The 23,113-nt window shown below is 66.9% G+C and carries 19 protein-coding genes; 13 read left to right on the top strand and 6 right to left on the bottom strand.

Annotated elements, in window-relative coordinates; translation table 11 throughout:
- Positions 1 to 151: 151 nt before the first annotated feature.
- The 4 genes from ASE96_RS06640 to ASE96_RS06625 form a co-directional block, all read right to left on the bottom strand.
- Positions 152 to 1,294 (bottom strand): PucR family transcriptional regulator, encoded by a 1,143-nt coding sequence (locus ASE96_RS06640; protein WP_156367523.1) that lies wholly within the window; start codon positions 1,292 to 1,294, stop codon positions 152 to 154.
- Positions 1,295 to 1,508: 214 nt separating this feature from the next.
- On the bottom strand, positions 1,509 to 2,705 hold the full coding sequence (locus tag ASE96_RS06635) for an acetyl-CoA acetyltransferase (RefSeq protein WP_056427778.1): 1,197 nt from the start codon (positions 2,703 to 2,705) through the stop codon (positions 1,509 to 1,511).
- Complete coding sequence (locus ASE96_RS06630; protein ID WP_056427776.1) at positions 2,702 to 3,430, bottom strand: CoA transferase subunit B; 729 nt, start codon at positions 3,428 to 3,430, stop codon at positions 2,702 to 2,704. The genes ASE96_RS06635 and ASE96_RS06630 overlap by 4 nt, the downstream gene beginning before the upstream one ends.
- A 32-nt stretch (positions 3,431 to 3,462) precedes the next feature.
- Complete coding sequence (locus tag ASE96_RS06625; protein WP_056427774.1) at positions 3,463 to 4,194, bottom strand: CoA transferase subunit A; 732 nt, start codon at positions 4,192 to 4,194, stop codon at positions 3,463 to 3,465.
- Positions 4,195 to 4,393: 199 nt separating this feature from the next.
- Here ASE96_RS06625 and ASE96_RS06620 point away from each other — a divergent pair, with 199 nt between their 5' ends.
- Positions 4,394 to 5,194, top strand: a complete 801-nt coding sequence (locus ASE96_RS06620) for an IclR family transcriptional regulator (protein ID WP_056427771.1) — start codon at positions 4,394 to 4,396, stop codon at positions 5,192 to 5,194.
- Between the two features lie 62 nt (positions 5,195 to 5,256).
- Here the strand turns inward: ASE96_RS06620 and nadE are convergent, their stop codons facing one another.
- Positions 5,257 to 6,078, bottom strand: coding sequence for an ammonia-dependent NAD(+) synthetase (gene nadE / locus ASE96_RS06615; RefSeq protein WP_056427768.1), 822 nt, complete (start codon positions 6,076 to 6,078; stop codon positions 5,257 to 5,259).
- Positions 6,079 to 6,137: 59 nt separating this feature from the next.
- Positions 6,138 to 7,163 (bottom strand): LacI family DNA-binding transcriptional regulator, encoded by a 1,026-nt coding sequence (locus tag ASE96_RS06610; RefSeq protein ID WP_056427765.1) that lies wholly within the window; start codon positions 7,161 to 7,163, stop codon positions 6,138 to 6,140.
- 247 nt (positions 7,164 to 7,410) lie between these two features.
- Here ASE96_RS06610 and ASE96_RS06605 point away from each other — a divergent pair, with 247 nt between their 5' ends.
- From ASE96_RS06605 to uidA, 12 genes are all read left to right on the top strand, one after another.
- Complete coding sequence (locus ASE96_RS06605; RefSeq protein WP_056429225.1) at positions 7,411 to 8,259, top strand: sugar phosphate isomerase/epimerase family protein; 849 nt, start codon at positions 7,411 to 7,413, stop codon at positions 8,257 to 8,259.
- Positions 8,256 to 9,266: a Gfo/Idh/MocA family protein gene (locus ASE96_RS06600; RefSeq protein WP_056427762.1), complete on the top strand. Its 1,011-nt coding sequence runs from the start codon at positions 8,256 to 8,258 to the stop codon at positions 9,264 to 9,266. The genes ASE96_RS06605 and ASE96_RS06600 overlap by 4 nt, the downstream gene beginning before the upstream one ends.
- A 205-nt stretch (positions 9,267 to 9,471) precedes the next feature.
- Entirely contained in the window at positions 9,472 to 10,995 is a 1,524-nt protein-coding gene (locus ASE96_RS06595) for an ABC transporter substrate-binding protein (protein ID WP_056427759.1), read from the top strand.
- Positions 10,996 to 11,001: 6 nt separating this feature from the next.
- Positions 11,002 to 11,943 (top strand): ABC transporter permease, encoded by a 942-nt coding sequence (locus ASE96_RS06590; RefSeq protein WP_056427755.1) that lies wholly within the window; start codon positions 11,002 to 11,004, stop codon positions 11,941 to 11,943.
- The gene (locus ASE96_RS06585; protein ID WP_056427753.1) at positions 11,940 to 13,802 is read left to right on the top strand and encodes a dipeptide/oligopeptide/nickel ABC transporter permease/ATP-binding protein; all 1,863 of its coding nucleotides are present in this window, start codon (positions 11,940 to 11,942) and stop codon (positions 13,800 to 13,802) included. Before ASE96_RS06590 ends, ASE96_RS06585 begins: the two co-directional genes overlap by 4 nt.
- Positions 13,799 to 14,704, top strand: a complete 906-nt coding sequence (locus ASE96_RS06580) for an ATP-binding cassette domain-containing protein (protein ID WP_056427750.1) — start codon at positions 13,799 to 13,801, stop codon at positions 14,702 to 14,704. The genes ASE96_RS06585 and ASE96_RS06580 overlap by 4 nt, the downstream gene beginning before the upstream one ends.
- A 78-nt stretch (positions 14,705 to 14,782) precedes the next feature.
- Positions 14,783 to 15,643, top strand: coding sequence for a sugar phosphate isomerase/epimerase family protein (locus ASE96_RS06575; RefSeq protein WP_235500156.1), 861 nt, complete (start codon positions 14,783 to 14,785; stop codon positions 15,641 to 15,643).
- 41 nt (positions 15,644 to 15,684) lie between these two features.
- Positions 15,685 to 16,851: a Gfo/Idh/MocA family protein gene (locus ASE96_RS06570; RefSeq protein WP_056427743.1), complete on the top strand. Its 1,167-nt coding sequence runs from the start codon at positions 15,685 to 15,687 to the stop codon at positions 16,849 to 16,851.
- Positions 16,852 to 17,004: 153 nt separating this feature from the next.
- A complete protein-coding gene (locus ASE96_RS06565; protein ID WP_056429223.1) occupies positions 17,005 to 18,096 on the top strand; it encodes a LacI family DNA-binding transcriptional regulator in 1,092 nt (363 codons plus the stop codon).
- A gap of 102 nt (positions 18,097 to 18,198) precedes the next feature.
- On the top strand, positions 18,199 to 19,605 hold the full coding sequence (gene uxaC, locus ASE96_RS06560) for a glucuronate isomerase (RefSeq protein WP_056427740.1): 1,407 nt from the start codon (positions 18,199 to 18,201) through the stop codon (positions 19,603 to 19,605).
- Positions 19,602 to 21,035, top strand: coding sequence for a mannitol dehydrogenase family protein (locus ASE96_RS06555; protein ID WP_056427737.1), 1,434 nt, complete (start codon positions 19,602 to 19,604; stop codon positions 21,033 to 21,035). Before uxaC ends, ASE96_RS06555 begins: the two co-directional genes overlap by 4 nt.
- A gap of 229 nt (positions 21,036 to 21,264) precedes the next feature.
- Entirely contained in the window at positions 21,265 to 23,088 is a 1,824-nt protein-coding gene (gene uidA / locus ASE96_RS06550) for a beta-glucuronidase (protein WP_056427734.1), read from the top strand.
- Positions 23,089 to 23,113 lie beyond the last annotated feature (25 nt).

Here is a 23,113-nt window from a genome sequence, read left to right as displayed (position 1 = left end):
GATGGTCCCGGACGATCCATGATGCGTCGTCCGGACGGTCAGGTCGCGGTTCAGCAGATCATCCGGCTGTGATGCAAACCACGTTACGGAGCGTCGGGCGCGCCGGACTATGGAGCCAGCTCAAAGGGTCTCGGGCCGCCGTTGTGGATTCCTACAACCCGCCCGCAGGCGCTTCCTGGCATGCCTCGAAGGCCCAGCAGAGCTCGACGATAGTGTTCGTGGCATCCAGCCGCGCACCGGTGGCCTGCTCGAATTTCTGCAGGCGGTAGCGGAGGGTGTTTTCGTGGACTGACAGGGCCCTGGCTGCTGCGGAAATCCGGCGGTCGTGGTCCAGGTAGCTCCGCACCGAAGCCAGCACGATCCGGCCGAAGTCGGCGTCGGCGGCAAAGGGGGCCAAGTAGCGCTGGCGTAGCACGGCCGTGACATCCGGATCACCGGCGGCTGTCCGCCAGGTCAGGTCCTCCAGGGAGAACACGCCGCCCGCAGGGCGTTTCCAGGCGGCGTCGAAGACCCGGTCGGCTGCTGCTTTGGAGCGGGGCAGTTCGGAGAGCGGGAGGGGAGACCCCAGGGCGATGGTGGCGGTGTCCCCGTGATCCGGCCGGCGGGCCGTGAATCCGACGACGTCGCCCGCCCGCAACGTCAGGACGCCGTCGCCGGTCGACAATCGTCCGGCCAGGACACGCAGCAGTTCATCGGGTGAAGCACCGGGCCGGGGCCGGGCGTGCAGAGCGTGGAAGGAACGCTGGGGGTCGATCCCGAAGTCCGACGAGCGGGTGCGCAGGTCGCTGTCCGCGAGCGACCCCGCCAGGACCGCGCGCAGGTAGTCCTGCCGCAGCTCATGGTCCCGCACCGCTTGCTGGACACTGCTTTCCCGGTAGGAGTGGACGAGCGCGGCGGTGTAGGAGTCGCTGACGCCCCAGAGGACCCGGTGCGCCGCGAGGACTTCCCGGTCGCCGAGCCCCACTTCGTGCGCGATGTCGAGGAAGCGGTCCTGGATCACGGCCATGGACAGGCGGTACCCCCGCATAACGTCCTCGATGCGCAGGCCCTGGTGGAAGCGGACCTGGGCCACCCGGGCCTCTACCGCGAGTTCCGACGACGCCGGCACCGCGCCGGACTTCACCGCGTGGATGGCCATGCGCAGATTCTGCTCGACAGAGGAGCTGATATCCGTTTCGGCCACACCCCGGTAGCCGGGCACTTCGTCGAGGCACCGCTGAACGCTGCTCGCCTTCAGGTAGTGCAGGTCACGGAACAGCAAATCCGCGACGCTTTCAATGCTGGATTCAGACAATGTCCGCCTCGCACCATACTTCAGTCCCGTCGGCCTTGTGGAGCATGGCGCGGTCGGCCGAGAACCAATACCTGACCCAGAGGACTTGTCCGTCCGGGGTCGCGAGCTCCACTGTTGCCACGGCCGGTGCACGGCCGGGCCGGCGCACCGTAACGGGTGCGCCGGCCGCCAAGCCAAGCCAATTGGTGACCCACACCATGTCCGCGGGCTGCGCCTAGACCGCTTCGAGGACGCTGACGTAGTTGGCGATGCCCACCCCGCCCATGTTCTGCACCGCAGCGCGGCGGGCCGAAGGCAACTGCATGTCGCCCGCGGTGCCGGTGAGCTGCATCGCCGCGATGACGTGCTGCGAGACGCCGGTGGCGCCCACGGGGTGGCCCTTGGCCTTGAGCCCGCCGGAGACGTTGACGGGCAGCTTGCCGTCCTTGAACACCCAGCCTTCCGTGATGGCGCGGGATCCCTGGCCCGGTTCGGTCAGCCCCATCGCCTCGTACATCAGCAGCTCGGCGATGGTGAAGCAGTCGTGCACCTCGGCGAAGTCCAGCTCCTCGAGCCCGACGCCGGCCATGCCCAGGGCGCGCTGCCACGAGGCGCGGGTGGCGTTGAACGCGGTGGGGTCCCGGCGCTCGGTGGGGAAGAAATCGTTCGCGTGGCCGAACCCGGCGAGCCGCACCGGCGCGGTGGCCCCGCCGGTCGGCGCGACAGACAGCACGACGGCGGCGGCGCCGTCGGACACCGGCGAGCAGTCGGTGCGGCGCAGCGGGTCGGCGACCATCGGGTTCTTGTCCGAGACGGTCTGGCAGAACTCCTCGCCGAGGTCCTTGCGGAGCTGGGCGTAGGGATTGTCCACGCCGTTGCGGTGGTTTTTGGCGGCAATGGTGCCCAGGACGTCCGACAGGTTTCCTGCGCCAGCGCCATAGCGTTTCTCGTAATGCTTGGCGACCTCGGCGAAGAGGCCTGTGAAGCCGGTGCTGGAGGCCTTGCCGGCCATGTCGTAGTCCGCGCCCAGCAGGGCAGCACCCACCACGTCCGCGCCCGCGTGGGTCATCTTTTCGGCGCCGATCACGAGAACCGTCTTCGCGGTGCCTGCCAGCAGTGACTTGGTGCCCTGCTGGAACGCGGCGGATCCGGAGGCGCAGGCGTTCTCGACCCGGGTGGACGGGACGTTGGCCAGCTGCTCGGAGACCTGCAGGGCCAGCGAGGACGGGAACGCCAGCGGCATCATGCCGGAGTTGAACTGGCCGAGGTAGATTTCGTCGATGTGGCCCGGTTCGATCCCGGCGTTGCCGATCGCTTCCGTGGCGACCTGGACGATCAGGGATTCGAGGGTCTCATCCGTGAGTTTGCCGAAACGGCTGTGGCCCCAGCCGGTCAGCAGGATGTCTTTGCCGAACTGTTCGCGCAGGCTCATGCGGTGGCTCCTTCAAGGGTGCTGCTGTCAAGGGTGCTGCTGTCAGGGGTGGGGGACGCGTCGAGGGACGGGGCGACGTCGAACTCGGCCTCGGTCTTTTCGCGGATTTCCTCCACGGTGATGCCCGGGGCGAGGCGGGTCAGCGTGAGCCGGCGGACGCCGCCAGTTTCTTGTTCAGGCTTCACCAGGTCGAACACCGCGAGGTCGCTGATGATCCGGTCAACACAGCTCAGGCCGGTGAGGGGCAGGGTGCATTCCTTGACGATCTTGGCGGTGCCGTCCTTGGCGTTGTGCTCCGTGAGGACCACGACGCGCGGAGTGCCGGCGACGAGGTCCATGGCGCCGCCCATGCCCTTGACCATCTTGCCGGGGATGGTCCAGTTGGCGAGGTCGCCGTCGCCGGAGACCTGCATGGCGCCCAGGATGGCGACCTTGACGTGGCCGCCGCGGATCATGCCGAAGGACGTGGCGGAGTCGAAGATGCTGCCGCCGGGCAGGACCGTGACGGTCTGCTTGCCGGCGTTGATGAGGTCCGCGTCCTCCTCGCCCTCGTAGGGGAACGGTCCCATGCCGAGCAGGCCGTTTTCGCTCTGCAGGACGACGCGGACGCCGTCGCGCAGGTTGTTGGCGACCAGCGTGGGGATGCCGATGCCGAGGTTGACGTAGTCGCCGTCGTTGAGTTCTTCGGCCGCGATGGCAGCCATTTCATTCCGGGTCCAAGCCATGGTGATTCTCCTGACGAAAGTAGGGGCGGCGCTTAGGCCGGAACGGTTGCGGCTTCGGCCGCTTCTGCGCGGGGGCGGACCGTCCGCTGTTCGATGTCCTTGACCCGGCCGCTGGCCTGGACGAGGCGCTGGACGAAGACGCCGGGGGTGATGATGTGGTTCGGGTCCAGCTGCCCGGGCTCCACGATCACTTCGGCTTCGGCCACCGTCACGGCGCCGGCCGTCGCCACCACGGGGTTGAAGTTCTGGGCCGTGTAGCGGTAGATCAGGTTGCCGTCGGTGTCGGCGGTGTGCGCGTGCACCAGGGCGACGTCGGCCTTGATGGCGCGTTCCTGGACGAAAGTCTCGCCGTCGAACTCCGCGAGCGGCTTGCCTTCGGCGACCAGAGTGCCGACTCCGGTCTTGGTGTAGAACGCCGGGATGCCGGCGCCGCCGGCACGGAGCCGCTCTGCGAGGGTGCCCTGCGGGGTGAACTCCACCTCCAGCTTGCCGGCGAGGTACTGCTCGGCGAAGAGTTTGTTCTCGCCGACGTACGAGGCGATGACCTTGCGGACCTGCCCGGCTTCGATCAGCACGCCGAGTCCCTTGCCGTCCACGCCCATGTTGTTGGAGACCACCGTGAGGTCCTTGACGCCCGAGTCCCGCACGGCTTCGATCAGGTCGGCCGGGATGCCGCTGAGGCCAAAGCCTCCGACGGCGAGCGTCATGCCGTCCCGCAGTACGTCCTGCAGCGCGGCGGCCGCTCCGGATTTCACCTTTGACATCGCATCTCCTCATTGAGCTCATGACGCAATCCACTTTGTGGACCGTTCCTCTGCTGTTGGAGCCTACGGTGCCGAAAAGGAGACTGTCAACGGGCGAATTCGGCAGAAAGAGTGCCATTTTTACAGTGTGGACGGTAGGCTGTGCACTGTCCACAATATGGATGGTTTAGCTGGTTCCGAGCCGATATTCGAGGAAAAGATGACGTCACCACCGGTCCAGGGCGCGCAGGTGGTCAGCCGCGTCGCCTCCCTGCTGCGCATTGTCGGACGGAGGCCGGAAGGCTCCCCGCTCGTGGAACTCGTCAGGGAAACCGGGCTCACCCGGCCCACCGTGCACCGGCTGCTTGCCTCGCTGGCCGCTGAAGGACTGCTGGACCAGGACCCGCTGAGCAACAACTGGGTGCTGGGGCCGGAGATCCTGCTGATGGGCTCGGTGGCTTCGGCGCGTTTCCCGCTGGAGGACATCGCCCGGCCGAGCCTTCGACGGCTCGCCGAAGAGACCGGTGAAAGCGCCTTCTTCTCGATCCGGCGCGGCGCGGAAACGGTGTGCCTGCTCCGGGAGGAGGGGAGCTTCCCGGTGCGGTCCTTTGTGCTGCACGAGGGAGTCCGGTTCCCGCTCGGGGTGGCCTCCGCCGGCACCGCCATCATGGCCTTCCTGCCCGAGGCGGAGCAGGAAGAGCTGCTGGCCGGCTGGGCCGCGCACGCCGGCCGCTTCGCGGCGGCGCACACCGAGCCGCTGGTCCGGGAGAACCTGGCGAAGACGCGGCAGTCCGGCTACTCAGTGAATCCGGGCCTTGTGCTGGAAGGTAGCTGGGGGATGGGCGCTGCGGTGTTCGACCAGCGCGGCCGCCCCGCCTGGGCGCTGTCGCTGACCGGGATTGAACCGCGCTTCAAGGGCGAACGGCAGGAAATGCTGGGCCGCCTCCTGATGGATGAGGCCCACCGGATCTCCACGCTGCTGCCGTCCGGGGGCACATTGGCGCGGACACACCGGCCCTGAGCGCCGAAACGGTCCAGCCGGGCGTCAAAGCGCCCCCGGACGGATGACTATCCCGGGACGGGCTACTTCCACCAGGTGTCGAAGATGGTGACCGGGACTGTGCGCTTGTGGCGGGTGCGGAGGTATTTGTGCTCGATGGATTCGGCCACGGCGTCCGGGACCTCGCGGCCTTCGAGGTAGTCGTCGATCTGGTCGTAGCTCAGGCCGAGTTCGTCCTCGTCCGTGCGGCCGGGCTGGCCGTCGAGGAGGTCTGCCGTGGGGACCTTCTCCCAGACCCGGGCGGGTGCGCCGAGTTCGGCCAGCAATGCCCTGTTCTGGCGTTTGTTGAGCCCGAACAGCGGCAGGATGTCCGCGCCGCCGTCGCCGTACTTGGTGAAGAACCCGGTGACCGATTCCGCACCGTGGTCCGTTCCGATGACCAGGTAGTTGTGCTCGCCGGCGAGGGCGTACTGCGCGATCATGCGGGTGCGGGCCTTCGTGTTGCCCTTGTGGAAGTCGGAGATCCCGTTGCCCACGGTCTTCTCGAATTCGTCCTCGAACCCGTCCACTGCCGCGGAGATATTGAACGTCCACTCCGTCTTGGCCTGGATGAAGTCCAGGGCGGCCTGGGCGTCGTCCTCGTCGTGCTGGACACCGTAGGGGAGGCGGACCGCCACGAAGTTGGCCTCCACACCCTCGGCCGCGAGTTCTTCCACGGCCAGCTGCGCGAGCCGGCCCGCGAGCGAGGAATCCAGGCCGCCGGAGATGCCCAGGACGAAGCCCCTGGTGTGCGTTGCCTTGAGGTATTCCTTGAGGAACGTGACGCGTTTGCGCACCTCCCCGGCGGGGTCGATCCGGGGCTGCACGCCCATTTCTTCAATGATCCTGGCCTGGAGTTCGCGCATGTGACCCAGCCTAGTCAGCAGTGTCAACCATGCTCAACTAAGTCCGTCAGCGGGGGCCATCACAAAGCCTGCCGCGCCGGTCCTGTCGAGCCGCGGACCGTGAGGTGGGTGGGCATCACGGACCGGCTGCGGGTGCCGCCGCCGGCCAGCGGGTTCAACCGGGCCAGCAGCATGGAGACCGCCACGCGGCCGGCCTGCTCGATCGGGGAGGCCATGGTCGACAGGGGCGGATTGCAGAAATCGGCGCCGAAGATGTCATCGCAGCCCACAATGCTCATGTCCTCCGGAACCCGCAGGCCGCGTTCCCGCAGGCGCTGCAGCATGCCGATGGCGATGAGGTCGTTGAAGGCGATGCAGGCCGTCACTCCGCTGTGCACGGCGGCGTCCGCGGCTGCGGCGCCGGACTGTGTCTTGGGGGCAAACGGCCCCAGCCGGCGCACTTCCACACCGCGTTCCTCGGCGGCCTCGGACAGGGTGGTCCAGCGCCGCGTGCTGGACTGGGACGTCAGCGGACCGGCCATGTAGGCGATCCGGGTATGGCCCAGCGAGACGAGGTGGTCCAGCGCCTGGCTGGTGGCGGAGGGAGTGTCAATGATGACGGCGGGGACTCCGGGAACGTCACGGTTGATGGTGACCAGTGGCATCTTGGCCGCCGCGGCCAGCAGGGCTTCGTCGGTGAGCCGGGACGCTGCAACGATGATGCCGTCGGCGCTCTTTCGCAGCTGCTCGAGTGTGCTCGCTTCCACCTCGTCGGATTCCTCCGTGTCCACGAGCAACTGCGTGTAGCCGGCCGCCTTGAGCTGGAGCTGGGTTCCCCGGATGAGGTCGAAGTAGAACGGGTTGGTGATGTCCGGCACCAGGACACCCACCGCGCCCGTACGGCCGGAACTCAGCGCCTTCGCCTGGCTGTTGGGAATGTAATGCAGCTGGGCCGCAGCCGCCTCGATCCGCTGGCGGGTACGGATGTTGACGCGGTCCGGGGTGGAGAGCGCGCGGGAAACGGTGGAGGCCGCCACCCCGCAAAGCGCGGCGATGTCGTGGATGGTGGCGGGCCGGTCAACGGCCGCTGGCTGCGTCGTAGCCACGGCGCTCCTCTCTGAACGTGGTGGCAGGGCCGTGATGGCCGGGGGTGGAATGGCCGGCCTGTGACTGCCGCCACAGGTCCGCCGGTCCGCCAAGAATGCCACACCTTGTCAAAGTTTGGCAATCGGTTGTCATTACCGTCCGCCAGTAGCTAAGCTGGCTTCGACACCGTTTGTGAACTGCGTCACCGCGCCGGGGCCGGGAACAGGGCTGCCCGATGCGGCGGCCGCGAAAAACCAGGAGATCCGCGTGAGCAACACACCCACCGCAGTCTGGCCGCTCTCAGGCTTCGGAGACGAAATCGACCCGGATCCCGCGGTGCAGGCCGCGGTCCTCCTGGCCCTCGGCGTCAGCCATATCGAGGTGCGCAGCGCCTGGGGCACGAATGTCTCCGAACTCGAACCGGAGCAGGTCGCCCGGCTCAAGGGCATTCTCGACGAGAAGGGCCTCAAAGTTTCGGCCGTGGCCAGCCCCATCGGCAAGGTGGACGTGAGCCTGCCGGCGGAACACGAACTGGAACGCCTTCGGCAGATCATCTCCGTCGCCAAAGGGCTGGACACCCGGTACATCCGCATCTTCTCGTTCTACCGGGCGGACAACCAGGCTGCTGAAGACATCCGCGAGGACGTCATGGCCCGCATGGCCGCGCTGGCGGCGCTCGCCGCGGAAGCCGGCGTCGTGCTCCTGCATGAAAACGAGAAGGGCATCTTCGGCGACACTCCCGAGCGTGTCCTGGACATCATGGAGACTGTCGACTCCCCGGCGCTGCGCATCGCCTGGGACAACGCCAACTTCGTCCAGGTGGGCGTCAAGCCCTATACGGAGGGCTACGCGATGCTGCGCCCGTACCTGGAGTACTTCCAGGTCAAGGATGCCGTGGCCGCCACGGGCGCGGTGGTTCCCTCCGGCGAGGGCGACGGCGAACTGGACGCCACCATCGCAGCCCTCAAGGCTGACGGCTTCAGCGGCTTCGCCTCGTTGGAGCCGCATCTGGCCAGCGCCCACGAGCTGGGCGGATTCTCCGGGCCCGTCGCGTTCGGCAAAGCGGCCCGCGCCTTCGCAGCGCTCGCCGCGAAGAACGGGGTTGAACTCTCTTGAGTACGACGGCGGCAGTCATCGGCTGCGGCGATGTTTCCGCCGTGCATTTCGAGGCGCTGGCAAAGCTCGACGGCGCCACCCTGGTTGCGGTCTGCGATTCGGATCCGGAGCGGCTGGCCGCCGCGGTCGCCGCCCGCGGCGTCCCCGGCTTCGCCGATCACCTGAGCATGATCGAGGCGGTCCGGCCGGACGTGGTGCACATCTGCACTCCGCATGACCAGCACGCCTCGGTGGCCGCGGAGTGCCTGGAGCGTGGCGTCAACGTCATCGTGGAGAAGCCGCTGGCCCACACCCTGGCCGAGGGGAGGCGGCTGGTTGACGTGGCCTCGGCAGGCAGCGCGAAGATCGCAGTGTGCTTCCAGAACCGGTACAACGCGACGTCGCAGGCCATGTCTGCGCTGCTGTCATCCGGCGAGCTGGGGGCCGTGATGGGTGCCTCGGCGACGGTGATGTGGCAGCGTTCCGCCGAGTACTACCGGGACCGGCCATGGCGGGGGACCTGGGCCGGCGGCGGTGGGGGACTGATGATGAACCAGGCCATCCACACCGTGGATCTGCTCCAGTGGCTGGTAGGAGACGTCGTTGCTGTCAGTGGCAACGCCTCCACACGCTTCCTGGGCGGCACCATCGAGGTGGAAGACACCACCGAGTTCGTGGCGGAGCACGCCAACGGTGCCCGGAGCGCGTTCTACGCCACCCTTGCCAATGCCTCCAACGCGCCGGTGACACTCGAGGTGGTCACGGAGAAGGCCGTTCTGAGCCTGCGCGGCGACCTTACTGTTGCCCATCGGGACGGGCGCACTGAGGTCATTCCGGAGCGCAGGAGCGGCTCCGGCGGCCGGTCCTACTGGGGCGTCTCGCACGAACTGCTGATCAACGACTTCTACGGCCGGCTGTCCGAGACGGAGCCGTTCTGGATCAGCCCGGCGGAGGCCGAGAAATCGCTGCGCATCGTCAAGGACATCTACCGGCAGAGCTACCCGGGCGCGGCCCACCAGGTTTCCTGAGCCTTCTGGCAACCGGATGTTAACCCGCTTAATGATTTGATTCCGGGCTTTTCGCTGCCCTCCAATCGACATTTTGCAACGAATATGACAATCGGTTGCCAAGATAGGCAACAATGCGTACTGTGAATCCCACAAGGCCGGTGTGGCCCACGCCACACCTCCCGGTTTTGAAGCACCCAGGTCACAGACTCACTAGGAGCCAACAATGAAGTTAGGTCCCAAGGCGGCAGCAACCGCCCTCACCGTCAGCGCGGCCCTCGCCCTGACAGCGTGCGGAGGCGCTGCAAAATCCAGCTCGGCCGCCGGCGCTGCCACGGCACTGACGTTGGGCACCATCCAGGACGTCCGGTCCTGGGATCCGGCCCAGGCCCATGTGGGCCACATCCTCCAGCCGTACCAGGCCGTGTACGACACCCTCATCCTCCGCGAGCCGGACGGAAAGCTCAGCCCCATGCTGGCGACGGCCTGGAAGTACAACGCAGCCAACACCAAACTGACGGTGGACCTGCGCTCGGACGTCACCTTCAGCGACGGCGCAAAGTTCGACGCCGAAGCCGCCAAGGCAAACATGGACCACTTCAAGAAGGCCAATGGTCCGCAGATGGCCCAGCTCAATGCCGTCAAGGACGTGGCCGTGGTGGACACCGACACCATCGACATCAACCTCAGCACCCCGGACCCGGCCCTGGAATACTTCCTCAGCCAGGCCGCCGGCCTGATGGGCAGCCCCAAGGCGCTCGGCACCGACGGCATCAAGACCGAACCGGCGGGCTCCGGTCCCTACGTGATGGACAAGGCCGCGTCGGTCAAAGATTCCCAGACCGTGTTCACCGCCCGGAAGGACTACTGGAACAAGGACCTGCAGAAGTACTCCAAGCTGACCTTCAAGATCCTGACCGACCCCACCGCCCGCACCAACGCCCTGGTCTCCGGCCAGGTGGACGCCACCCTCCTGGACCCCAAGAACGGCAAGCAGGCCGAGGGCGCCAAGATGAAGCTGGCCGCCAACGAGGTGGACTGGCAGGGGCTGCTCCTCCTGGACCGTGACGGTGCCAAGAACCCCGCGCTGCAGAACGTCAAGGTCCGCCAGGCCATCAACCACGCCTTTGACCGCAAGACCATCCTCGACCAGGTCCTGCTGGGCCAGGGCACCCCGACGTCCCAGCCCTTCGGCAAGGCCAGCGGCGCCTGGACCGAAGAGCTGGAAAACTACTACAGCTACGATCCGGCCAAGGCCAAGCAGCTCCTCAAAGAAGCCGGCTATGAAACCGGAGTGACCCTGGAAATCCCCAGCATCCCCGACTTCCAGACCCAAATTTCCGTGGTCCAGCAGCAGCTCGCAGACGTCGGCATCACCCTGAAGATTGGCGCCGCGCTCACCAACACCTTCACGTCCGATGTGGCCGGACAGAAGTACACCACGATGTACTTCTCCCTCTTCCAGGGCCAGCCGACCGTGGCCATCAACCAGATCATCTCCACCAAGGCGCTCTACAACCCGTTCAAGAACGCGTCGCCGGATCTCGACGCCAAGATTGACGCCGTGCGCAACGGCGGCGCCGACGCCGGCAAGCTGGCCCAGGACGTGAACAAGTACGTGGTGGAGCAGGCCTGGTTCGCTCCGCTGTTCCGCGTCAACCAGATGTATTACCACAACGCCAAGGTGAACGTGACGCCGCAGATCCAGCAGGCCGTCCCGTCCATCTACAACTACTCACCGGCCAAGTAGGGCACCATGATCAGGTTCATTGCGAAAAGGCTGGGCAGCGGGCTGGTGGTGCTGCTTGTTGTCTCGGCGCTCACCTTCTTCCTGCTGTATATGTCCAGCGGGAGCATCGCCAGGAACATCCTGGGCGACCAGGCCACCGCTGAGCAGGTGGCGTTGAAAGAACAGGAGCTGGGCCTGGACCAACCCCTGGTGTCCCGCTACTTCACCTGGGTGTCCGATGCCCTCAGCGGAAACCTTGGCGCATCCTGGTTCACCTCGGAACCGGTGGCCAACTCCCTGGCCAGCCGGATTCCGGTGACCATGACCATGGTTTTCGCCGCAATGATCCTGATCGCAATTTGTGCCGCACTCATTGGCGTTGCCGCCGCGGTCAAGCGCGGCTGGGTGGACAGGGTGGTCCAGGTTGGCGCCATCATCGGCGACTCCGTACCGGGGTTCGTCATCGGCGTCATCCTGGTCACCATCCTGGCCATCCAGCTGGGACTCTTCCCGGCCACCAGCACCATTTCCCCGGACGCCGGGGCCGACGCCTGGATCTATTCCATGTCGCTTCCGGTGATTGCCCTGTTGATCAACGGCGTCACCGGAGGCGCGCAGCAGATCCGCAGCGCCGTCATCAAACAACTCGAGCGGGACTATGTCCGCACCCTTCGCAGCCGCGGGATCGGCGAGCGCGAAATTCTGTTCAAGCACGTGCTGCGCAGCGCCGCTCCGGCCGGCCTGACCGTGCTGAGCCTGCAGCTGATCGGCATGCTTGGCGGTGTGGTGATCATCGAACAGATCTTCGCCCTTCCGGGCATGGGGCCGCTGGCGGTGGCCGCAACCGGCCAGTCGGATCTTCCGGTGGTGATGGGCGTCGTGATGTACACGGTGGTCGTCGTCATAGTCGTGAACCTGCTGGTGGACATTCTCAATGGCTGGCTCAACCCGAAGGTACGTGTCTCATGAACAATTCTTCCGAAGAAGCCGCCGCAACCGCGGCAGTTGCCACCCCCGCGGGAACAGGCCAAAGCGGTACCGTGGTCCGTTCCACCGTGATCCGGCGCCTGTTCAAGAACCCCCTCGGCATCGCCGCCATGGGCATTCTCCTGGTGATCTCGCTCCTGGCCCTTCTGGCCCCGGTCCTGGCTCCCTTTGACCAGAACTACGCAAACATTGCCAAGACCCTGGCCGCCCCGGACTCAGTCAACGTCCTGGGAACCGACAGCGCCGGACGCGATGTCTGGAGCCGGTTGCTGTTCGGCGCGCAACTGACGCTGCTATCGGCCCTGCTCTGCGCGGGCGTGGCCATTGTCATCGGACTGCCGGCGGGCCTGATCGCCGGCTACTACGCCGGGAAGTTCGAGGCCGGCTCCAACTGGGTGGTCAGCATCCTCATGAGCCTTCCGGGCCTGATCGTGCTGTTGACCATCCGGGCGGCCTTCGGCCCGTCGGTCTGGATTTCCATGATCGCCTTCGGCATCCTCATCAGCCCGTCCTATTTCCGGCTGACCCGCACGGCGGTCCAGTCGGTGCGCAACGAGCTCTATGTTGACGCCGCACGGGTGTCCGGGCTCTCCGACCTCAGCATCATCGCGCGCCACATCTTCTCTGTGGTCCGCGCACCCATCATCATCCAGACCGCGGCGATCGCCGGGGTGGCAATCGCCATCCAGTCCGGACTGGAGTTTCTCGGCCTGGGCGACCCCACCAAGGCAACCTGGGGCGTTATGCTCTCCGAGGGTTTCAAGAACGTCTACCTGAACCCGACGCTGCTGTTCTGGCCGGCGCTTGCCATGGCGCTGACCATCGGCGGCCTGGTCCTGCTGGGCAACGCCCTCCGCGACGCGCTTGAAGACGGCGAAAAGATCAAGCACCGCAGGAAGGCGGCAGTTCCGTCGGCGGGCACGACGCCGGCACCCTCCACTGCGCGGCCGTCGCGCAAGTCCGTGGCCGCCGTCGACGCCGGCACCGAACACCACCTGGTGAAGGTGACCAATCTCGGCGTCGGCTACCCCCAGGCGGACGGTTCCATCAAAAAGGTGGTGGATGACGTGTCGTTCCACGTGGACCGCGGCGAGATCCTGGGCATCGTGGGCGAATCCGGCTCGGGCAAGTCCCAGACGGCGTTCTCCATCCTGGGGCTGCTTCCGGACAACGCCCGTATTGTGGCCGGTTCCATCCAGTTCGACGGCAACTACACCGTGGCGCCGGGGGACGAACGGGTCAGCCAGGAGCGGCTGTCCAAGCTGCGCGGCAAGAGGATCTCCTACATTCCGCAGGAACCCATGAGCAACCTGGACCCGGCCTTCACCATCGGCTACCAGCTGGTCACCCCCATGATGCGCGTCCTCGGCATCTCCAAGGAGGAAGCCCGCACGCGGGCACTGAAGCTCCTGACCGACGTCGGAATCGTCAACCCCAAGCGGACCTTCGACGCCTACCCGCACGAGGTGTCCGGCGGCATGGCCCAGCGCGTGCTGATCGCCGGGGCCATCAGCTGCGAACCGGACCTGGTGATCGCCGACGAACCCACCACGGCCCTGGACGTCACCGTGCAGGCCGACGTCCTGGACCTGATCCGGGACCTCCAGAAGCGGTTGAACATCGGCGTGATCCTGGTGACGCACAACTTCGGCGTGGTGGCGGACCTCTGCGACCGCGTCGTGGTGATGCAGAACGGCCGGCTTGTGGAGGAGGGCCCGGTCCGCGGCATCCTCAGGAACCCGCAGGAGACCTACACCCGGACCCTGCTCGGGTCCATGCTGGAAGGCAGGGAACCCATGACCACGCTCGTTTCATCAACCTCCCAGGGGGCGGCATCATGACTGCAACCGTAACTTCCGGCTCCACCCCCGCGGCCGGGGAACACACAGACCTGCTGCGCGTGGACAACCTCATCGTGGAATATCCCGGCAAAGGCTTCCGGGCCAAACCGTTCCGTGCACTGACGGATATCAACATCACCATCGGCCAGGGCGAGACCCTCGGCCTGGTGGGGGAGTCCGGTTCCGGCAAAACGACCCTGGGCCGCGCCGTGCTGGGGCTGGCGCCGGTTACGGCGGGCAGGATCACGTTCGACGGCAAGGACATCAGCCACGCCAGCCGCAAGGACCGGCGGACCCTGAGCCGGGACCTGCAGGTGGTCTTCCAGGACCCGTACACCTCGTTGAACCCGGCACTGGAAATCGGTGACATCCTCGCCGAACCCCTCGCCGTGCAGGGCAAGCCGCCCGCCGAAGCCAGGGCGCGGGTCCGGGAGCTGCTGGACCAGGTGGGACTTCCCTCCGACGCCATCCACCGGCTCCCCAGGGAATTCAGCGGCGGACAGCGGCAGCGCGTCGCCATCGCCCGGGCGCTGGCGCTGTCACCGAAACTGATCGTCTGCGACGAGCCCGTGAGCGCCCTGGACCTGTCGACGCAGGCCCGCGTGCTGGACCTGTTCCTGCAGATCCAGCGGGACACCGGGGTCTCCTACCTCTTCGTGTCCCATGACCTCGACGTCGTCCGGCACATCAGCCACCGCGTCGCAGTGATGTACCACGGCGAGATTGTGGAGCAGGGCCCGGCCGACGTCGTCACCCGGGACCCGGAGCACCCCTACACGCAGCGGCTGCTGCTGGCCTCGCCGGTCCCGGACCCGGACCGCCAGGAACAGCGCAGGGCCGACAGGCACCGGCTGCTGGAACTCCAGCGGCAGCAGCACGAACAGGCAGGTGTCCTCGCCTGAGGACGCGGCCAGACCACTAGCAACCAACAAATACGACGTGCCGGTTTCCTTGGGAGCCGGCCGGACGGAGGAACCGGAATGGCCACAATAGGTGTACAAGCCATGATGCTGCGGGACAGCTTCAGGGATCTCGGGGCGTTCGAAACGCTCCGGAAGGTCAACGCGATCGGCTACAACGCGGTCGAGGTATCCCAGATCCCCATGACGCCGGAAAACGTGGCGGAACTGGACCGCGCGCAGACCGAACTCGGCATGGACGTGGCCGCCCTGTCCGTGGCCATGGAAACCCCCAAGGGCATGCCCGGGGATTCGCTGAAGGACCACTTCGACAAGATCGTCGAGGACGCCAATCGCCTGGACACGAAGCTCCTGCGGATCGGCATGCTGCCGTTCCCCGCCATGAAATCGATCGACGCCGTCGTGGACTTCGCCAAGCAGGCCAACGGGTACGCCGAGCGCCTGGCCGAGCACGGACTCGGCCTGTACTACCACAACCACCACATCGAGTTCGCGAAATTCGACGGCGCGTACATGCTGGACATCATCGCCGCGAACTCCCCGGCCATGGGCCTGGAAATCGACGTCCACTGGGTCCAGCGCGGCGGCCTGGACCCGGTCCGGACCCTGGCCAAATACGCCGGCCGCACCGCGATGGTCCACCTGAAGGACTACCGGATCGGCCAGCTCCCCGAGAGTGCCTTCGGGCTCCTGGAAACCGGGGACTTTGCCGGCTTCATGGCCGAGTTCAAAAACGTGGTCCAGTTCGCCGAAGTGGGCGAGGGCAACCTGGACTTCCCCGCCATCATCCCGGCCGCCCAGGCCGCGGGCGCCCGGTACCTGCTCGTGGAGCAGGACGAGCTTTACGGCCGCTCCGTCTGGGACGCCCTGCAGACTTCCTACGACAACCTCGTGGCCATGGGCCACGGCGAACTCTTCTAAGACGTCCCCACCACAGCACCCACGAACACGGAGATTCACTTATGAGCAAAAAAGTACGTCTGGGCATCATCGGCCTGGGCCAGCAGGGCGGCGCCTACGCCAAGTTCATCCAGGACGGGCTGGTCCCCAACATGGAAATCGGGGCCATCTGCGACGTCGACCCCGGGAAGAAGGAGCAGGCCTCGTCCCAGTACGCTGACGTCCCCTTTTACGACGACTACATCACGATGCTCGAAAGCGGCGACGTCGACGCGATCGTCACGTGCGTGCCGCACTTCCTGCACCCGGAAATGGGCATCGAAACGCTCAAGCGCAACATCCACGCCCTCGTCGAGAAGCCGGCCGGCGTGTACACCAAGCAGGTCAAGGAGCTCAACGAGTTCGCCGCGTCCAAGCCCGGGCTCTCGTTCGCCATCATGTTCAACCAACGCAACAACCCGCTGTACCAGCGCCTGAAGGAGATCGTGGACGCGGGGGAGATCGGCAGCATCCGCCGCACCAACTGGATCATCACCACCTGGTGGCGGCCCCAGGGCTACTACAACTCCAGCGAGTGGCGCGCCACGTGGGGCGGCGAAGGCGGCGGAGTGCTGGTCAACCAGGCACCGCACCAGCTGGATCTGTGGCAGTGGATCTGCGGCGTGCCCCAGTCGGTGTACGCGAAGGTGGCCTACGGCTTCCGCCGGGACATCGCCGTCGAGGACGAGGTCACGGCCGTGGTGGACTACGGCGACGGCGCCACGGGCGTGTTTGTCACCGCCACGCACGACCTGACGGGCACGGACCGCTTCGAGATCCTGGGTGACCAGGGCAAGATCGTCGTCGAAAATTCCAAGACCGCCACCGTGACCCGCCTGCGGAAGCCCGAGCGGGAACTCAGCGACGGCATGGGCATGGACGATGTCCGCAAGCTCTTTATGGGGGAGCTGAACCCCGAGGAGTACTACAGCACCGAGGTCATCGAGTTCGAGTCCGTCTGGGGCGGTCAGCACGCCGGTGTCCTGGAGAACTTCGCCGCCAACATCCTGGACGGCACCCCGCTGCTGGCCCCCGGCTCGGACGGAATCAACGGCGTCCGGCTGGCCAACGCCATCCACCTCTCCAGCTGGACCGGCACGGAAGTGGGCCTGGACTTCGACGAGGACGTGTTCCTCGCCGAGCTGAACAAGCGGATCGCGGCCGAGGGCAAGTTCCCCCAGCGGTCGTAGCCCAACGCTCCCGCACATTTCGGCGCCGTGAGGCGAACGGTCTCTCACTTTCCTGACGAAAGTGAGAGACCGTTGGCGTGCAGGGGGCGGGATGTGCGAGATGGTTTGGCAACCGTCCCGCTGTTTGTTGCCGTGCCGCACTACGATGGAGCCGTGACTGAACCCAAAGAGCCGGAAGGTGCCGCACCAGCAGGTCCGGTCAAAAAGCACGCCCGGGACGGAAAGCCCAATGCCACCATCTACGACATCGCCAAGGTGGCCGGCGTCAATCCGTCCACGGTTTCCCGGGCGCTCAGCAAGCCCGGCAGGGTCAGCGCCAAGACGCAGAAACTCATCGAGGATGCCGCCGCCGAGCTGAACTACCAGGTCAACCCCTTCGCCCGGGCGCTTCCCACCGGCCGGACCAGCACTTTCGGGCTGATCGTCGCGGATATCACCAACCCCACGTTCTTCGACATCATCCGCGGAGCCGAAACCACCGCCACGGCCCGGGACTACACCCTGGTGCTCGCCGAATCGGCGGAGTCCGCCGCCACCGAACTCACGGCGGCCCGCCGGATGATGGCCACCGTGGACGGCCTCATCCTGGCCAGCCCACGGATGGACGACGACAACATCCGGGCCCTCGCCCGCGACAAACCCGTGGTGGTCATCAACCGCGAGGTGGACGGCGTGCCGTGTGTGGTTCCGGACGTGAACAAGGGCATCAGCGAGGCAGTCCGCAGCCTGGCCGCCAACGGACACCAGAAGGTCGCCTTCGTTGCCGGGCCGCCGCAGTCCTGGATGTCCGCCCGCCGCTGGGAGGGCGTGCAGGCCGCCTGCGAGTGGTCCCGGCTTGAGGCCGTGCGGCTGGAATCCAGCAAACCCACGGTCGACGGCGGCCGGCAGGTGGCGCGCGACGTCCGGGCCAGCGGCGCCACGGCGGTGCTGACCTACAACGACCTCCTGGCCATCGGGCTCATGCAGGAACTCCAGGCCGCCGGCGTGGTGGTCCCGGACCAGATCAGCATTGTGGGTTTCGACGATATTTTCGGCGCGGACTTCACCACGCCCCCGCTGACCACCGTCCGCTCCCCGCTCGGGGAGTGCGGCTCGGGCGCCGCCGCGCTGCTACTGGATCTCCTGCACAGGGATCTCTCTCACGGCGATCTCCCGCTCGGCGCGGGGGAACCCGCAGCCATCCTGCGCGTCGAAACGGAACTGGTGCTGCGGGGCTCGAGCGGCCGGCTGCTGCCGGCGGGCTGAACGAGGCGGGCTGAACGGGCACGGCCCGCCACATCGGCAAATGTTTTGGCAATTTTTGGCAACCGGTTGACAATCTAGTCCGTCAGGCCGGACCATTGATCTATGTCACAGTCGATAGCCGCCAATCCCGACCGGCTCCTGCCCGCTGATCCCGGAACGCGGAGCATTGCGCGCGAGCTCCTGGGCCGGGTCCAGGACCTCCCCATCATCTCCCCGCACGGGCACGTTGACGCCGCCGTCATCGAGCACAACACACCCTTCCCGGATCCGGCAGCGCTGCTGGTCAGCCCGGACCACTACGTCACCCGCCTGATCCACGCCAGCGGTGTCCCGCTGGACCGGCTGCGGGGCTCCACAACGGCGGAACCGGACTCCCGGACCGTCTGGCACGAGTTCTGCAAGGCCTGGCCGCTCTTCGAAGGCACGGCTTCCGGCTACTGGCTCCGCACCCAGTTCGACAGTGTCTTCGGCCTCCGGCAGGAGATCAGCGCCGCGACGGCCGACGCCAGCTACGATGCGATCTCGGCCCGTCTGCTCGAGCCCGGGTTCCGTCCCCGCCAGCTCTTCAAGGACTTCAACATCGAGGTCCTCGCCACCACGGACGACCCCCTGGATGACCTGGCCAGCCACAGGGCGATCGCCCAGGACCCCACGTTCCACGGACGCGTCCTGCCCACGTTCCGCCCGGACGCCTACCTGAACATCGCGCACCCCGACTGGTCCGCCAACGTGGACCGGCTCATCGCCGCAGCGGGCGACGGCGGCTCCGGCTATGCCGGCTACCTCACCGCACTGGAAAACCGGCGCCGCTACTTCGTGGATCACGGCGCAGTCTCGGCCGACCACGGCGTCCGCACTCCCGCGACGCTCAAACTCGACGCCGGCGACGCCGCGAAACTGTTCGACCGCGCCCGCTCGGGCGGGGCCACCGCGCAGGACCGCGACGACTTCGAGGCCCACATGATGCACCAGATGGCGCGGATGTCCGTGGAGGACGGACTGGTCATGACCATCCACCCGGGGTCCTTCCGCAACCACCACGGCCCAACGTTCGAGAACTTCGGCGCAGACACCGGCCACGACATCCCGTTCGCGGTCAACTACACCGAGGCGATCCGCCCGGTGCTGCAGGACTTCGGCACCGCGAAGGACTTCCACCTGGTGCTTTTCACCTTGGACGAGACCGTGTTCTCCCGCGAACTCGCTCCGCTGGCAGGGTTCTACCCGTCCGTCTACCTCGGTGCGCCGTGGTGGTTCCTGGACGCACCGGACGCCATGCTGCGCTTCCGCTCCGCCGTCACCGAGACCGCGGGGTTCTCGCGCTCGTCCGGCTTCATCGACGACACCCGCGCGTTCTGCTCCATCCCCGCACGGCACGACGCCTCCCGCCGGATCGAGGCCTCCTTCCTGGCCCGTCTCGTCGCGGAACACCGCGTCAGCGAGGACCGCGCCCACGAACTCATCGTCGACCTCGTCGACGGATCTCCCCGAAGGGTCTTCAAACTGTGAGCATCGAACTACAAGCCGGCACGGTATCCGCCGTCGGGCTTCCCCGGCTCAACCGCGCACTGCGCCCGTCCACCAAAGCACCCGTGCGGATCGTCCACTTGGGACTGGGGGCGTTCCACCGCTCGCACCAGGCCTGGTACACCCACCAGTCGGGCGATGCAGCGGGCTGGGGCATCGCCGCCTTCACCGGGCGCCGTCCGGACGCCGCGCTGGCCCTTGCCGAGCAGGACGGGCTGTACACCGTCGTGGAGCGGGGCGACGCCGGGGACTCGTTCGTGACCGTCAGCAGCATTGTGGAAGCCGTGGATGGCGCTGACCTGCAGCGGCTCGCGGCGCTGGTGGCCGCCCCCGCCACGGCCGTCATCACCCTCACCATCACGGAGGCCGCCTACCGCCTCCGCGCCGACGGCAGCCTGGACACGGCCGCGGCCGACGTCGCCGCCGACCTTGCGCTGCTGGCATCCGGCGACGGACACCCCACGACGCCGCTTGGCCGGCTGGTGCTCGCCCTCGCCGCCCGCCGGGCTGCCGGCACCGGACCGCTCGCCGTCGTCTGTTGTGACAACCTGTCCAACAACGGCACGGTGGCCCACAACGCCGTTATGGGCATGGCCGGGGAGTGGGATGCCGGCCTGGCGGCCTGGATCGAGGCGAACACCAGCTTCGTGAGCACCTCGGTGGACCGCATCACCCCGCGCACGACCGGAGCGGACCTCGACGCCGTCGAGGCTGCCTGCGGCTACCGCGACAACTCCCCGGTGGTGGCCGAACCGTTCCACAACTGGGTCCTCAGCGGGGATTTCCCGGCCGGGCGGCCGCGCTGGGAAGACGCCGGCGCCGTGTTCGTCGCGGACATCGAACCCTACGAAAACCGCAAACTCTGGCTCCTCAACGGCGCCCACTCCCTGCTCGCCTACGCCGGACAACTCCGCGGGCACAGCACCGTGGCCCAGGCGCTGACGGATCCGCTCTGCAGGGACGCCGTCGAGCGCTTCTGGGATGCGGCGGAAGCCAACCTGCCGGGTCCGGACCTGGACATCCCCGGCTATCGCGCCGCCCTGATCGAACGCTTCTCCAATGCCCGGATCGCCCACCACCTGGCGCAGATCGCCATGGACGGCAGCACCAAGCTCCGCATGCGCGCCGTGCCCGTGCTCCTGGCCGAACGCGGCCGCGGCCGCAGCGGAGCCGCCGCCGCGCTGATGATCGCCGCCTGGATGGACTTCTCCGCGGCTGCGGCAGAGCTCCACGACCCGCTGGCGGAGGACATCGCCGCAGCCAATACCCGCAGCGCAGCCGGGCGCACGCGCGCCATGCTCGAACTGCTGTCCCCGGATCTGGTGGACCCCGCGGCGGCCGGCGGCGGGCCGGTCGTGGAACTCATTGAAAGCCTCAGGGGGACGTTCTCCGGGCCGGCTGTCCCGGAGTAGTCCAGACCCCTGTGGGGGCACCGCTGCCCGGGCCCGGCGATGCCGGTACCCGGGCAGTGCTGTTTTTGACGCCGGCACCCCACTGTTCCAGAAATGTTTGGCAACCGCTTGCCAAATGATTGCCACGTGACTAGGATTACATCCAGACAAAGGCGCTCCGGGAGGACATCCCGGCCCGCCGGCCAGACCCGCAGGCGCACCCCCGCAACGACGCGTAAGGATTCCCCAGATGCTCAAGCCCCAGGCCAATGAAACCCGTGAGCTCATCAACCTTGACGGGCTGTACCGGTTCAAGGTGGACTTCGACCGGTCCGGCCACCGGGAAGAATGGTTCAAGGCGCCGCTCGCGTCGCCGCTGGAAATGGGTGTCCCCGCCAGCTACAACGACGTCTTCCCCGACAAAGCCATCCGCGACCACGTCGGCTACGTCTGGTACCAGCGCGAGGTGCGCGTCCCCCGCGGCTGGGCCGGAGACCGGATCCACCTCCGCCTCGACTCCGCCACCCACGAGGGGATGGTGTGGGTCGACGATGTCCTGGTCGCCCAGCACACCGGCGGCTACATGCCGTTCAGCGCCGACATCACCGACCACGTGACCCCCGGCCGGGCATTCCGCCTCACCATCTCCGTGAACAACGAACTCACCCAGGCAACCATCCCGCCGGGCAGCATCACCGTCACCGAGGACGGCCGCCGCCAGCAGAGCTACCTGCACGACTTCTACAACTACGCCGGACTGCACCGCAGCCTGTGGCTGTTCAGCACCCCCGCGGTGACCGTGGACGACATCACGGTGGTCACCGGCTTCGACGGCACCACCGGCAGCGTCGATTACACGGTCTCCACGGCCGGCGGGACCGGCAGCGAAACCGTGGCCGTCTCGCTCAAGGATGCCGACGGCGTCGAGCTGGCCCGCGCGGACGGTCCGCGGGGCACGCTGTCCGTAGCCGACGTCGTGCTCTGGAAGCCCGGCGCGGCCTACCTCTACAGCCTGACCGCCGAGATCCGTGCCGGCGGGCAGCTGCTGGACACCTACACGCTGCCCGTCGGCGTGCGGACGGTCGAAGTCAGCGGCAAGGAGTTCCTCATCAACGGGGAGCCGTTCTACTTCACCGGCTTCGGCATGCACGAGGACCACGTCACCGTCGGCAAGGGCCACAGCAACGCCCAGATGGTCAACGATTTCCAGCTCCTGGACTGGGTGGGCGCCAACTCGTTCCGGACTTCGCACTACCCCTACGCCGAAGAGGTCATGGAGTTCGCGGACCGTCACGGGATTGTTGTGATCGACGAAACCGCCGCCGTCGGACTGCACCTGGGCTTCGGCGCCGTCTTCGGCGGCATCGCCAAGAAGACCTATGAGGACGGCGGCGTGGACGAAAACACCGCCGCCAGCCACCGCCAGGCCATCACCGAGCTCGTGGCCCGGGACAAGAACCACCCCTCGGTGGTGATCTGGTCCATCGCCAACGAACCGAACGGTTCCGAGGAAGGCGCCCGCGAGTACTTCCAGCCGCTGGTGGAACTTACCCGCGAGCTGGACTCCACCCGGCCCGTGGGCTACGTCAACGTCATGTTCGACACCCCGGACAAGGAACTGCTGGGCGACCTCTTCGACGTCATTATGCTCAACCGCTATTACGGCTGGTACCTGAACAACGGGGACCTCGAAACGGCGGAGGCCGTGTTGGAAAAGGAACTCCGGGAATGGGAAGCCAAGTACGGCAAGCCCATGATCATGACCGAGTACGGGCCGGATACCATGCCCGGGTTCCACTCCATCTACGAACAGCCCTGGAGCGAGGAATACCAGGCCGCTTTCCTGGCGATGTACCACCGCGTCTTTGACCGCGTGGACGCCATGGTGGGCGAGCAGGTCTGGAACTTTGCCGACTTCCAGACGTCCAACGGCATCATGCGCGTGGACGGCAACAAGAAGGGCGTCTTCACCCGCGACCGCCGGCCCAAGCCGGCCGCGTTCGCCCTGCGCCAGCGCTGGACTGCTCTCGCCGGCGTCAAGAACGGTAGCACGAAGAGCATCTCCGCCTCCTAGCGTTTTCACCATTTTCGCCGGCCCC

It is taken from the genome of Arthrobacter sp. Leaf69, from assembly GCF_001422645.1.
In the GTDB taxonomy this organism is placed as follows: Bacteria; Actinomycetota; Actinomycetes; order Actinomycetales; family Micrococcaceae; genus Arthrobacter.
The sequence above is the reverse complement of the archived record's forward strand: the minus strand, read 5'-3'. Positions and strand labels throughout refer to the sequence as shown.